Annotated in this window: 9 protein-coding genes and 1 pseudogene; 5 read left to right on the forward strand and 5 right to left on the reverse strand. The window is 56.0% G+C overall.

All coding sequences use genetic code 11. The features are described from left to right. Positions 1 to 202: 202 nt before the first annotated feature. The 4 genes from AAF465_15190 (at position 203) to AAF465_15205 (ending at position 5,561) form a co-directional block, all read left to right on the forward strand. Complete coding sequence (locus tag AAF465_15190; protein ID MEM7084072.1) at positions 203 to 1,465, forward strand: glycosyltransferase family 4 protein; 1,263 nt, start codon at positions 203 to 205, stop codon at positions 1,463 to 1,465. Further along, the gene (locus AAF465_15195; protein ID MEM7084073.1) at positions 1,462 to 2,685 is read left to right on the forward strand and encodes a glycosyltransferase family 4 protein; all 1,224 of its coding nucleotides are present in this window, start codon (positions 1,462 to 1,464) and stop codon (positions 2,683 to 2,685) included. The genes AAF465_15190 and AAF465_15195 overlap by 4 nt, the downstream gene beginning before the upstream one ends. A 225-nt stretch (positions 2,686 to 2,910) precedes the next feature. Then, a complete protein-coding gene (locus tag AAF465_15200) occupies positions 2,911 to 5,067 on the forward strand; it encodes an LruC domain-containing protein (protein ID MEM7084074.1) in 2,157 nt (718 codons plus the stop codon). Between the two features lie 5 nt (positions 5,068 to 5,072). Beyond that, positions 5,073 to 5,561 carry a hypothetical protein gene (locus AAF465_15205; GenBank protein ID MEM7084075.1) on the forward strand — a complete coding sequence of 163 codons (489 nt, stop codon included), beginning with the start codon at positions 5,073 to 5,075 and terminating at the stop codon, positions 5,559 to 5,561. Between the two features lie 100 nt (positions 5,562 to 5,661). On the opposite strand, the gene AAF465_15210 is transcribed toward AAF465_15205, so the two are convergent. After that, positions 5,662 to 6,630: an SDR family NAD(P)-dependent oxidoreductase gene (locus tag AAF465_15210; protein ID MEM7084076.1), complete on the reverse strand. Its 969-nt coding sequence runs from the start codon at positions 6,628 to 6,630 to the stop codon at positions 5,662 to 5,664. Positions 6,631 to 6,743: 113 nt separating this feature from the next. Between AAF465_15210 and AAF465_15215 the strand changes: the two genes are divergently transcribed. Beyond that, positions 6,744 to 6,962, forward strand: a complete 219-nt coding sequence (locus tag AAF465_15215) for a DUF2835 family protein (GenBank protein MEM7084077.1) — start codon at positions 6,744 to 6,746, stop codon at positions 6,960 to 6,962. 16 nt (positions 6,963 to 6,978) lie between these two features. Here the strand turns inward: AAF465_15215 and AAF465_15220 are convergent. From AAF465_15220 to ald, 4 genes and pseudogenes are all read right to left on the reverse strand, one after another. Then, positions 6,979 to 8,586: pseudogene (locus tag AAF465_15220) on the reverse strand (cation:proton antiporter family protein). 74 nt (positions 8,587 to 8,660) lie between these two features. After that, entirely contained in the window at positions 8,661 to 11,309 is a 2,649-nt protein-coding gene (gene mdeB, locus AAF465_15225) for an alpha-ketoglutarate dehydrogenase (protein MEM7084078.1), read from the reverse strand. 44 nt (positions 11,310 to 11,353) lie between these two features. Then, positions 11,354 to 12,370: a 1-aminocyclopropane-1-carboxylate deaminase gene (locus AAF465_15230; protein MEM7084079.1), complete on the reverse strand. Its 1,017-nt coding sequence runs from the start codon at positions 12,368 to 12,370 to the stop codon at positions 11,354 to 11,356. Positions 12,371 to 12,379: 9 nt separating this feature from the next. Further along, positions 12,380 to 13,489 (reverse strand): alanine dehydrogenase, encoded by a 1,110-nt coding sequence (gene ald, locus AAF465_15235; protein ID MEM7084080.1) that lies wholly within the window; start codon positions 13,487 to 13,489, stop codon positions 12,380 to 12,382. Positions 13,490 to 13,586 lie beyond the last annotated feature (97 nt).

Raw genomic sequence — 13,586 nt, forward strand, 5'->3', positions numbered from 1 at the left:
CGAACGTCGGCGGTATCGGCATGCCAGTCAGCCCGTTCTGTGTGAGATGAGTCGATCACGGGGTTATCATTATTGCGACTTTGGTCACTATTTTAGGCCATTTTCACCGCTATTATTAATAATAATGATATCGAGGTCACCATTGGCGCCCCGTTGGGGTCGCTGTGGGCCCTCGCAAACCGGCCGACATCACGCGTATGCCATGAAGATCTATTTTGTCTCATCCCTGTACTGGCCGGTCACCGTCGGCGGCGCAGAGCAAAGCCTGCAAACCTTGGCCGAAGCCATGGTGGCGATGGGCCACTCTGTCGTGGTTAACACGCTGACGCCCAGAGACAGCGAGTTGGCAACCGATGAAATCCATCGCGGCGTACACATACGGCGCACGCCACTCGCCAACCTCTATTGGCCGTGGCACGCCAATGTCGAGCGAACCAGTGTCGCTAAGGCAATCTGGCACTCCATCGATGCGAACAACCCGGTGATGACGCGACACCTCGCTCAGCACATTCGCACCATCGATCCGGATATCATTGTGACAACCAATTTGCAGGGGTGGTCGACAGCAGGCATTCCGAAACTCATCGACTTGGGCTATCCCGTTATCCACACGATTAACGACTATTCGCTGGTATGCCCGCAAACCTCCTTGTTTCGCGATGGCAGTCGTTGCGGCATGCAAACCAAGCGCTGTCTAAGCTGCAAAGTGCTATCTGTTCAAAAACGTGTCCACACGCAGGGGGTTCATGGTGTGGTTGGTGTGAGTCAGTCTGTGCTCGATTTTCACACCGCACATGGGCTGTTTGCCCATACTTCAAGTAACGTCATCTACAATCCACTTAAACCCGATCTCGACGTCGGTCACACGCCGAGACAATCGCCCTCGACACCGTTCTGCTTCGGATACCTCGGGCGAGTCGAAAAACAAAAAGGCATCGAAACATTGCTCCAGGCCGTGGCAATATTGCGCGAGCAATCCAACTCGTTCCGCGTTGTCGTAGCAGGAAACGCACCGGATCCATCGTATTTGGATCGCATAAACCAAACGTGGTCGATGCCGGAAGTGGAGTTTGTTGGTTTCACTCCGGCCTCAACGCTACTCGAGAAGCTGGATTGCCTAATCTTCCCCACCCTCGGGCTCGAGGCGCTCGGCAACAGCGTTTTCGAGGCGTTCTCTCGTGGCCTTCCGGTCATTGGCTCAGATGCAGGCGGTATTCCAGAAACAATCAACCACGGCGAGAATGGCTTTGTGTTCAACCGTAACGATCCTCATGCCTTAGCGCACTACATGCAGCGAATCATGCAAGCCGATGACGCGTATCGTGTGTTATCGACCGCTGCCCTGCGTAAGGCGCATGAGTACTTACCGCCGAAACGGGCACGCGAGCATATCGACTTTTATCGCCAGATCGTGCGGCACCACTATGCTGCTGCGCGCGCCGACACGGTCGAAATCGACGGATGAGCGCCGTTAACCAATGGCCGACGCATGCGGCCAATCCAGACCGAAAAAATACCGCGCTGATCGTCGCGTCGCTGTTGTCTGGCAATGGCAAAACAGGGGTTGAGGTGCACTTCAACAGCATTCTGGAGGCGGCCCAAGCGGACGGCATCGCAACGCGCTTAGTCACGCCCTACTCGTCGACATATTGGATCCAAAAAGGCTGCAATTTTCTGGTCAACCAGCTTAACCGGTGGCAACCCGAGCGCGCACATCGATTGCTTCGGTTTGTGCATCGGCGCCGCCTCGCTCGCCATCTACGTCGCGCGCTCGACGATCATTCGTTGCACACGATCACTGTCTATGCGCAGGACCCGCTGTCGTGTGCTGTGGCACTCACCCTAAAAGAAGTGATCCCGTTTAGGCTAACGACCGTCGCCCACTTTAATATCTCTGAGTCGCTGGAATTTGCGTCGAAAGGCATTACTGCCCCGGGTGATTCGCTCTGGGCATCGTTGGTGCACACCGAACAGACCGCCTTACCGAACGTCGACCGACTAATTTTCGTCTCGCACTACATGAAACGCGAAATCTGTCGCCGCATTCCGGCACTGTCGAGCACCCGCACCTGTGTGCTGCCCAACTTTACGGCAGCTTCTGAGGATTTCGTGCGCACGTCTCTATCCCGACCACACCGCGTGGCGACTATCGGGTCGTTGGAGCCGAGAAAAAACCAGGCGTTTTTAATTAAGGTGATCGATGCCTGCCGAAAGGAGGGAGTCGACGTGGTTTTGGATATCATGGGCGATGGTCCCGACCGATCCAAACTCGAGCGGCTTGTGCATACGCTGAAGCTCTCGGACCAGGTTCGTTTTCTAGGCCACGTGACAAACGCCGCGCAACGCCTACCGCATTATGCTCTTCTGCTCCACGCAGCGGATATGGAGAGTTTCGGCATCGTCATCATCGAGGCCATGGCCGCGGGTGTGCCGGTCGTCGCTCACCCTGTTGGCGGTATTCCCGAAATCATCACCAACGAGACAAACGGCCTATTCTGGCCATCGCATGACATCAATGACGCCGCAACAACATTGGCTGAACTGTTGAGCGACACGTCAAAACGGACCGCCCTAAGCCAAGCCGCAACGAAACGGTTTCATCAACACTTTGAGCGCAACCAGATGGCACCTATCTGGCTCAATGCGATTACCGCGCAGTCGCTCAATGAGCCGACCCAGACGTAGGCTTTCCGTATCCACCGCATCCTTCCGATTTCTCAATCGGATTAAACATAAAGATTTCATTATTATCATTTAATATCGTTTTTGTGGACTCAATCACGATATATTTCCATTTTTTCGTTAATATATAGCCTGTAATTGATAAATATGATAATTTGGTGAAACACAACAACCACGAGCTCGAATTTCAACACTCGAAAGACGACTCACGAAATGGAAGGCAGACACATGAAACCGGCTCACACGCACACCCGTCCGCATTACCGCTCCATCGCCACCCGCCTCGTACTTTGCGTTGCGGGCGCGCTTTCACTTCTGATTGGCCAGCAGGTAAGCGCCAATGCCTTCGACGATTGCCCGTCAGACGCCTTTTTAATTCAACACACCAACGCGCGATTGTTTGGTGTGAATTTGGCGACGGGTTACTACCGTGAACTCGAAGATGATCTTGGCACCAACGACAAGATCAATGCCCTGGGCTTCAACTTCCACGATAACTTTTTGTACGGCTGGGGCTACGAGCATCGGGGACCCGTCAAAATTGGAGCCGACTATCAAATCTCCGTACTGCCGGCCGAAGGGTTACCGGACACCAATTTTTATGTGGGTGACGTCGCGATCAATGAGAACACCTACTATGTGTATCGCTCCGGTTCGGCCTATGGCCTGTATGCGATCGATTTGGACGTAGCGGATGGCGAGCCGCTCACCGCCCGACGCATCATTGATGGAAGCGCGCTAAAGCTCACTATTTTCGACATCGCTTTTCACCCTGACAACGGCTTCGCCTATGCAGTCGACCGCAGTGGCAACCTTCATGAAATCGATGTGTCTGTCGGTTCATCGCAACGTATTGGCAATGTGGGTGTGAGCGGAACGTTTGGCGCCGCGTATTTTGATGTCGATGGTTATCTTTACGTCAGCCGAAACTCGGACGGTTATATTTTTCGCATTAACCTGCAGGACGCGTCGCCTTCCGCTCAGTTCTACGCACACGGCCCCGCTTCGAACAATAACGACGGCGCCCGATGCGCCTTGGCCCCGATCGTCAGTGACACGGACTCTGACATCGACTTTGGTGATGCACCGGATAGTTACGGCACACTGCTCGAGAACAACGGCGCACGACACAACATCAGTGACAACACCGTCTTTCTCGGTGCGCAGGTGGATGGAGAAAGCGATGCCTACGTGGCACCCCTGGCCGACGACGAAGCCGATGGCGTCGACGATGAAGACGGTGTCCAGTTCGTTACAGGCTTCGAACTCGGTACGCAGTCGATCGTAATCGCGAATGCGTCAACCGCTGCCTATCTCAATGGTTGGATCGATTGGAACCGAAACGGCACATTTGACACCGACGAGCGCGTTATTTCACAACAGATCGTAACCGGTGGCGACAACTATGTGATGATTACAACGCCAATTTGGGCAGAAACCGGTCCAACATGGGCGCGGTTTCGACTATCGAGCACCGCGAACATCGGACCGACCGGTGGCGTAAGCGACGGCGAAGTGGAGGATTACCCCATTACAGTCGTCGCTAATGGTGTGACTGAGTCAACGTATCCGTCCGCCAATACTTGGTCGACCATTGCTTTTGAAGACAACTGGCCGCTGCAAGGCGACTACGACATGAACGACCTGGTTGCCCACCTGCGTTTTCGAGAGTTGGTGCGCGAAGAGAAGGTTGTCGGCATTGAAGTATCCGGAGAAATCGTGGCGGTCGGTGGTGTCTATCACAACGGCTTTGCGATTCGTCTACCCGGCGTCAATGCCACAAGTTTGCCGCAAAACGCCATCGAATTTTGGATTGATGATCAACCGCAATCACAAAGTCCGTTGGAGAGCGAGCAAGGGGAAGTCATCTTGGTGGTCACCAATGACGTGTGGGACCACGTATCGCCCGGCGAAGGGTGCACCTTTCACCGCACTGAGATCGGCTGCGAATCGCAAATTCAGATGACCTTTAAGGTTCGAGTGTCGTTCGGACTCGGCGTCGACTCAAGCGTCTTCCCAGCGGTTCCTTATGATCCGTTTATGTATGCCACACCCGGTTATGGTCGCGTCGGGTTTGATACGCCACCCGGCCGCGGACTGGAAATTCATCTACCGGGACAAAGCCCGACCGACCTGTTCGACATGTCGTTACTCGGGCAAGGCGATGACCGCTCCAATCCTTCGGATGATCTGTACTTCCGCACCGAAACCGGCATGCCCTGGGCATTGGAGATCGCTTCGGAATGGAAATATCCGCTTGAATTCGAGGACATTACCGATGCCTATCCGCTTTTCGAATCCTTTGTCATCAGCGCTGGGGAAGAGAACGCCACGTGGTATCTCCCTGAGAACGCCGATCTCTCGTTAATTTACTATCCGGAGTAATTCCAATGCGTAACTTTAAATCCTGGGCCATCCTTCCCCTTTTATACACGCTTGTGGCCTGCGGCGGCGGCGGTGAGGAGGAAGCGGCGCCGACTGCTCAACCCGTTGCAACACCTCCGACAGCGAGTGCGCCGCCACCCGAACCAACGAGCACGTCGGCCTCGGACATTGCCGTACCGAGCGGCTTTGACTTTAAAACCAGCGATACCCTGTCGGTGATGGTCAGCCTAAACAGTAGCTACCCCGACTCACTGTTTCTCACGGTCTGCCACAAACAGTCTTCGACGACATCGGGCGCAAATCAGTCCAACTATGAGGATTGCCTGACTCGAACGCGCATCGCAGACGGACAGTTCGAGGCTGACCTGATCATCTCTAACGATGTCGATGAGCTCATCGCCACGTTGTGGTCGTTTGATCCGGTTCAGGTGGTTAAAACCAGTGAATGGCAGCGCACCGCCAGCAGCACTCAACAGCTATTGATCGCCGAATAGTTCAATGCCGGTGTCCGTATCAGTCGGACACCGGCCCAAACCACGCGTCGGACGCGCTCGACCTGGCTGTTCGAAGAGGGTCCTAACCCCATAGCGGATGCTACTCGCCTTCAGGCTCACCGTCCGAAGACGCGTTCAGCGCCTCACGCACGAGCCCCATGAGTTCCTCGTCGGAGTAGCGGTGAGGACCCCATTGATTCAGCTCGACCAGTTTCGCGATTTTGGCTTTTATTGTCATTGCCTGCTCTTGCGCATTCGGCACAACCACATAGCGCTTAAACGGCTTCTCATCAAACAACGCGTGCAGGTACGCCGCAGACACTTCGTCGGGCTGCTTAAATGACAATTCCCGCTCTTCTGTCGCCTGGAACTGCTTTTGCATTTCGTCGGTTACCTCGCCACCCGCTGCTTTGATACGGGCGAACTGGCGCAACACTGTACTGCGCCGAATAAACGACTGGTAGTTGCCAGGCTCGATGACGCTGACTGTTACACCCTGCGGGGCCATTTCGCCCGCCAACGCATCCGTGAATGCTTCAATCCAGTGTTTACTGCCCGAGTAGGCGCTGCCGCCCGGCCACGAGATCGTGCCTGCAATGGAGCCGGTAGTGGCAATCCGGCCTTTCGATTCAATGATCATCGGCGCAAACGCCTGCGTCACGCGGTAGACGCCCTCAACATTAACCTCGTAAATGAAGGTCTGCTGGTCGATTGGTGTGTCGACCACACTGCCACGGCCACCGACTCCGGCGTTGTTCACCAACGCATAGAGCCCCGTGCCCTGCTCTTGAATAAATTCAACCGCTGCATCGATTTCTTCTTGGATGGTCACATCCAGACGAACGGCCGTTACATTATCGATCGCATTGAGTGCCGCGAGGTCTTTGTCTTTGCGCGCGCCGGCGTACACAAAGTAACCTTTGCGCGCCAATGTTTCAGTAAGGTTGCGCCCGATACCGGTGCTCGCACCCGTTACGAGAATGTACTTTTTTTCATCGTCCGCCCGCGCTTGAGGCGGCAACGACAACATGAAAAAGGCGAGTACGAAAAAGAGTGACAACACACGCATAACGACATCCTGATCGGTTTAAATAGGGCCACGAGAGTAGCACAGTCATCGGCCAAGACCGCCAGAAAACGAAAATCGCTTTATACTGTGCATACGCCAAACGGGAGGGCTACGTGCCGTCGTACCAATTTGATATAGACCTGTCGAGTGACGAGGTGCACACCATTTACACAGGCCAAACGCGGTTCATCGTCGTGCAGGCCTCAAACGGTCTGCGTCTGCAGCTACCGTCAGCCAACTTCCGCGATTTTGTGACGCACGAAGGTCTGCGTGGACGCTTTACCGTGACCGTGGACGCCAGCAATCGAATCCAGTCGTTGCGCAAGCTCTAAGCGGCGACCGGGTAGTTTACAATTGAGGGTTTTCTTGTGGCGACTCGTCGGCCAGTGGCGTGCCATCGATAAGGCTCAAACTGTCTTCGGCAAAACCCACCCCCGCCTCCGAGAAGAAATTGAATACTTTATCGATGCCCGACTCGAGCAATCTCTCGGCTTCATCGTCGTAGCGGGCGATCGCAGCGATGGGACCCGTGTAGCCGGCAATGCGGAGTTGCTTGGCAATATTGTGATTGTCGCGCACCGCCGGCACGGCGAGCAACACAAGCCGAATGGCGTTCACGTCGATCATTTCCCAGATATCCGCGTTCTCAGCGTCACCCACGAACACGTGCATACCGTCTTGTTTGAGCCGTTCGATTCTCAGTCGACTGGCGTCCATACCCCACACCCGGTCACCCGCCATCTTGTGCAACGACCGAAACGCACCCAGTCCGACACGCCCAATACCGACCACTAAAATTTCCGCCTCACGCGGTCGGTAAACCTGATCTTCCGGCAACCGCTTGGGCTTCTCAAAACGCCGAAAGGTCATCTTGTAATGCGCATAAACCTCATGCGCATAGCGATAGGCGAGACTCGACAAGACGAATGAGAGGGCGACAGCCAGCGCCATAATCACCAGCCATTCATCAACGAGCCACCCAGCACCCACACAGAGTGCCACTACGATCAAACCGAACTCGCTGTAGTCGGTGAGCACAAGCGAAGCCAAAAAAGAGGTACGGGCACGCAAGCCTAATGCACTCATCAGCCCGAAGAACAGCGTGATTTTAATAATCAATACGACGCACAACAGCAGCGCGATACCGATCATCTCTAGACTGGGCAATGCCGTGAGCCCGATGGACAGGAAAAAGCCAATCAAGAACAGATCTTTAAAATTCAGCAGCGATTTGGATAACTCTTCGGCTTTGACGTGACCGCTGAGCAGCATACCCACCAGTAGCGCGCCCAAATCCCCTTTCATGTCGACCAGCTAAAAAAGCTCGTAACCGCCAATCGCCAACACAAAGCCGGTCAGGGGCAGCATTTCACCATGCCCGGCACGCGCAAGAACGGCACGCAGTATCGGTCTTACCGCGATGAGTCCAACAAGCAGCAACGCCCATGGCGAGGGTGCTTTCCCCGTCGCGCCCGCCAGAAAGGCCACTGCGACCAAATCTTGGATCACCAGCACATTGATCGCCAGACGGCCGTGCCGGGTTTTGAGTTCCCCGCTGTCTTCCAAAATTTTGATTACGCAGACTGTGCTCGAAAAGCTCAACGCAAATGCAATGAGTGCGGTGGCGCGCAGATCCAATCCGCCGAGCAAGCCACCGACCATGACCGCCGAGCCCATCAACAGTGTGCTCGTCACGACCATCCAAACGGACATGTGCCCAAATGCCGTGGCCCACACTTCACGCTTCAGTAAATCGCCGATACTGATTTTCAAACCAATCGTAAAGAGCATAAGCGTGATGCCAAGATTGGCGATGGCATCGAGTGTCGCATTGGGCTGAACGCCCGCCGCGTTTAGCGCAAAGCCGGCAATCAAAAAACCCACCAATGGCGGCAGCTGCAAGCTTCTCGCGCCGAACCCACACACAAACGCAAAGACCAACCACAGAGTGTTCATATCCGTCCTTTGTGTACGCCTTGATGGTCAATCGCCAGCTAATACATGCGCATTAACGCCGCGCGATAACTTGCTTATACCGTCCAGGGTGCGTGTGCCGCCACCTCGACATTGTAACGACTGAGCGCTTCCTGCACGGCATTCGCGGCGACCCTGCCCTCTTTTGCCAAGCGATCTAACGCGGCTAGGACAATGTGATGTCGATCCACCTCAAAAAAACCGCGTAGCGCGCGGCGCGTGTCTGATCGACCAAATCCGTCTGTGCCCAACACCGTCATGCGTGCATCGATATAGGGGGCAATCAGGTAGGGAACCGCACGAACATAGTCGGTAGCGGCCACCACAGGCGACGTACCCGGTAATATTTGGGCAACGTAGGCCGCGTCGGCCGGCGTATCAAAGCGCGCCCGTCGCGCGTGATCGCGCGCGTCGCGCTCAAGCTCACTGTAGCTGGTAACGCTAAAAACGGCGGCGCGGACACCCCAGTCGCGCTGAAGAAGCGTCGCCGCTTCGAGCACCTCCATTAGAATGGCGCCACTCCCTAACAGTCGCAGATCCACATCGTCAGTGTCCGGCGTGTCTAGCCGGTAGAGCCCCCGGACAATGCCGTCACGCGCACCCGCCGGCATGGACGGTTGTGAGTAATTTTCGTTCATCACGGTTAGGTAATAAAACTCATCGACATTGTCTTCGAGCATACGGCGCGCGCCATGATCCACCAGCGTGGCCACTTCATAGGCAAAGCACGGATCATACGCACGACACGTGGGCACCGTAGAGGCAACCAAATGACTGGCCCCGTCCTGATGTTGCAACCCTTCACCGCCCAATGTGGTGCGCCCGGCGGTTGCGCCGATGAGAAACCCGCGCGCACGCTGATCCGCCGCGGCCCAAATGAGGTCGCCCACACGCTGAAAACCAAACATGGAATAGTAAATATAAATCGGCAGCATGGGTTTGTTGTGCACGCTGTACGAGGTAGCCGCCGCAGTCCATGAAGCCATGGCACCCGCCTCAGTGATGCCTTCCTCAAGCAGCTGGCCGTCTTCGGATTCTTTGTAAACCAGTAGACTGCTCGCGTCCTCCGGTTCGTATTGCTGACCGAACGGTGCATAGATGCCGATCTGCCGGAACAGATTAGCCATGCCAAACGTGCGCGCTTCATCTGCCACAATCGGCACAATACGCGGCCCCAGTTCTTTGTCTTTTAACAAAGCGCCCAACATCCGCACAAACGCCACCGTCGATGACATCGTTTTGTTGTTGGCAGACAGAGCGAATGTGGCCCATTGTTCGACGGACGGCACGGCCACTGTTTGGCCATGGGTCTGGCGCATTGGCACATAACCGCCCAACGCATCGCGGCGCGCCCGTAAATAGCGCATTTCTTCGCTATCTTCGTCGGGTTGAATAAACTCAAGTGCCTCGACCTGCGCATCGCTGAGCGGCAGGGCAAAACGATCGCGATAGTCGCGCAACGCATCCACGTCCAGTTTCTTGGCCTGGTGCGACGTCATTCGAGACTCACCGGCCTGGCCCATGCCAAAGCCCTTTTTGGTTTTGGCCAGAATAACCGTGGGTTCGCCTGTATGCGCTTTTGCGGCATCGAACGCAGCAAACAGTTTGCGAAAATCATGGCCGCCGCGATGCAGACGATCGATGTCGTCGTCGCTCATGTGCTGCACCAGTGCGGCGGTTTCCGGGTCCTCGTTGAAAAAGTGCTTGAGATTGTACGCCCCATCTTTCGCACCGAGCGTTTGGTACTTACCATCGACTGTCACCGCAAACCGACGCAGTAACGCATGGTTGGTATCGCGCGCGAACAGCTCATCCCAATCCGATCCCCACAGCACCTTAATGACGTTCCAGCCCGCGCCGCGAAACAGTCCTTCGAACTCTTGGATCACCTGCCCATTGCCACGCACAGGACCGTCGAGCCGCTGTAGATTGCAGTTGATGATAAACGTGAGATTATCCAGCTTCTCGCGCGCTGCGAGTGACAACGCCCCGATGGATTCGGGCTCATCCATCTCGCCATCACCGAATATTCCCCACACATGGCGGCCATCGGTTTGGGCCAGATTACGCGCCTGCAGGTAGCGCATAAAGCGTGCGTTGTAGATGGCATTAATCGGTCCGATGCCCATGGAGCCGGTCGGAAACTGCCAAAACGCGGGCATGAGCCAGGGATGGGGGTATGAACACAATCCCCCGCCGCCAACTTCTTGTCGATAGCGCGCAAGGGCCTCTTCACTGAGCCGGCCTTCAAGAAACGCACGCGCGTACAGCCCGGGGGCCGAATGGGGCTGGTAATAGACCAAATCAGACTGATCGCCGCCCTTGAAAAAGTGATTGAAACCGGTCTCAAAAATCTCGGCGGCCGACGCGTAACTGGCGATGTGCCCGCCGAGATCACCGTACGCCTGATTGGCGCGCATCACCATCGCCAACGCATTCCAGCGCAGGATGGCGGTAATCCGCTCTTCCACCCGTAGATCGCCTGGATACGGTGGTTGCTGCTCAAGCGCGACGGAGTTGCGATACGCGGTATAGGGCAGCGCGGCGCGTTTGAGCGAGCGAGCTTCGGCGTACTGCTCCAGCTCATCGAGTAACGCAGCGGCCTCGTCCGCTCCCCAATGCGCAATCAACGCATCGAGCGACTCCAGCCAATCCTTGCGCTCATCATCCGGAATGCGGCGTGGCGTGTCAGGCAAATCGGACATGATGCGGGTGGGCCCTCGCGTGAATGAGATCCCACTATTATCGGTCAACCATCACGATAGGTATAGGCATAACCGTTGAGCGCGGGCGCGCCGCCAAGATGGGCATACAAAATACGCGAGCCGGCCGGAAAATAATCCTTGCGCACAAGGTCAATGAGCCCCTGCATCGATTTTCCTTCGTAGACCGGGTCAGTAATCATGGCCTCGGTTTGCGCCGCAAGTCGAATGGCCTCGTTGGTCTCATGACTCGGCACGCCGTACGCCGGGTAGGCGTAGTCCGGCAAGATGACGATGTCCTCGTCGCGAATCTCGTCGTTCAGTTCGATCAGTGCGGCGGTGTCTCGAGCAATCTGCGTCACCTGAGACCGTGTTTGCGCGAGCGTGCCAGAGGCATCGATGCCGATCACGTTTGACGCACGACCGTCGGCTTTGAACCCAACAATCATGCCCGCCTGAGTCGATCCGGTGACCACACACACGATGATAAAATCAAAAGTAAACCCAAGCTCCGCCTCTTGCGCGCGCACTTCTTCGGCAAAGCCCACAAAGCCCAAACCGCCAAACTTGTGCACGGACGCCCCCGCCGGTATGCCGTACGGCACACCGCCGCTATCACGCACATCCTGCATGGCATCTTCCCAGGATTGGCGAATGCCGATATCGAATCCGTCATCGACAAGACGACTGTCAGCACCCATCAAGCGGGTCATCATGATGTTGCCAACCCGGTCGTACACCGCGTCTTCATGCGGCACCCAGCTTTCCTGCACCAGGCGACATTTCATACCGAGCTTGGCCGCCACCGCCGCGACCTGGCGGGTGTGATTCGATTGCACACCGCCGATCGACACCAGCGTATCGGCACCCGATGCAATGGCGTCAGGCACGATGTACTCGAGTTTGCGAAGTTTGTTACCCCCCATCGCGAGGCCGGAATTACAGTCTTCGCGTTTGGCAAAAATAGCCACTTTGTTGCCGAGCGCAGCAGACAGCCGCGGCAATGGCTCAATGGGCGTGGGCCCAAACGTCAGCGGATAACGTTCAAACTTGCTCAGTAACACCGTGGACCCCTAGACAAACGTCTCCGGCGCGACAAACTCCATGCCGTGCGCGATGGAAACGGCTTCACAAGTGATAGCACCTTTGTGCACATTGAGACCTTCCAAAAAGCCTTTGTCGTTGCGCAACGCGGCCTGCCAGCCGAGATTGGCCAGCTTCAATGCGTAAGGCAGCGTGGCATTATTGAGTGCGTAGGACGATGTGCGTGGCACGGCGCCCGGCATATTGGCCACGCAGTAGTGCACGACGTCATCGATAATAAAGGTTGGGTCGGAGTGCGTCGTGGCGCGCGCGGTTTCCAAACACCCGCCCTGATCGATGGCGACATCGGCCACCACCGAACCCGGCACCATGTCGCGAATCATGTCGCGGGTGACCAGTTTCGGTGCGGCTGCCCCAGCCAGCAGCACCGCTCCGATGACCAAGTCTGCCTGCAGCACGTTTTCTTCAATCGCGGCGGAATTCGAAAACAAACAATTGACGCGTCCTCCGTATTGCACGTCGAGCTCACGCAGCCGATCAATCGAGTTGTCCAAAATGGTGACATTCGCACCCATACCGGCCGCCACAAACGCCGAGTTATTGCCCACTACCCCGCCACCAATCACGACGACCTTGGCTGGCGCGACGCCGGTGACGCCCCCCAGGAGTACACCGCGACCTTGGTTCGCTTTTTCCAAACAGTGCGCGCCAGCCTGTACGGCGAGTCGGCCTGCGACTTCGCTCATCGGCGCAAGCAGTGGAAGCGACCGACCGTGTGTCACGGTTTCATACGCGATCGCCGTAGCGCCTGATTCGATCAGCAACTGTGTTTGCTGAAGATCAGGCGCCAAATGCAGATAGGTGAATAGCACCTGGCCCTCACGCAGCATGCGACACTCATTGGGTTGCGGCTCTTTGACCTTGATGATCATCTCGCTGCGCTCAAAGACTTCCGCCGCGGTGTCGACCACCTCGGCGCCCGCCTCGCGGTACACCGCGTCGGTGGCGCCAATGCCGGCACCGAGCTGTGTTTCGATCATTACCTGATGACCGTGGGCCACAAACTCACGCACGCTCTCCGGCGTCAGGCCTGCTCGATATTCGTGGTCTTTTATTTCTTTTGGCACACCGATCTGCATGGCCTAGCTCCTCGATACAAAGTGGGTGGGGACGGTCGTCATCGTTTCGAAGAGCATACGAAATATAATCCCGATTAATTTTTGTTATTTTCTAAAT

It is taken from the genome of Pseudomonadota bacterium (genome assembly GCA_039028935.1).
In the GTDB taxonomy this organism is placed as follows: domain Bacteria; phylum Pseudomonadota; class Gammaproteobacteria; order Steroidobacterales; family SZUA-146; genus SZUA-146.

Bases quoted from the DNA above. Each gene is read 5' to 3' on its own strand.
- AAF465_15190 (MEM7084072.1), top strand. From the start codon at position 203: ATGAAGATCTATTTTGTCTCATCCCTGTACTGGCCGGTCACCGTCGGC.
- AAF465_15195 (MEM7084073.1), top strand. From the start codon at position 1,462: ATGAGCGCCGTTAACCAATGGCCGACGCATGCGGCCAATCCAGACCGA.
- AAF465_15200 (MEM7084074.1), top strand. From the start codon at position 2,911: ATGAAACCGGCTCACACGCACACCCGTCCGCATTACCGCTCCATCGCC.
- AAF465_15205 (MEM7084075.1), top strand. From the start codon at position 5,073: ATGCGTAACTTTAAATCCTGGGCCATCCTTCCCCTTTTATACACGCTT.
- AAF465_15210 (MEM7084076.1), bottom strand. From the start codon at position 6,630: ATGCGTGTGTTGTCACTCTTTTTCGTACTCGCCTTTTTCATGTTGTCG.
- mdeB (MEM7084078.1), bottom strand. From the start codon at position 11,309: ATGTCCGATTTGCCTGACACGCCACGCCGCATTCCGGATGATGAGCGC.
- ald (MEM7084080.1), bottom strand. From the start codon at position 13,489: ATGCAGATCGGTGTGCCAAAAGAAATAAAAGACCACGAATATCGAGCA.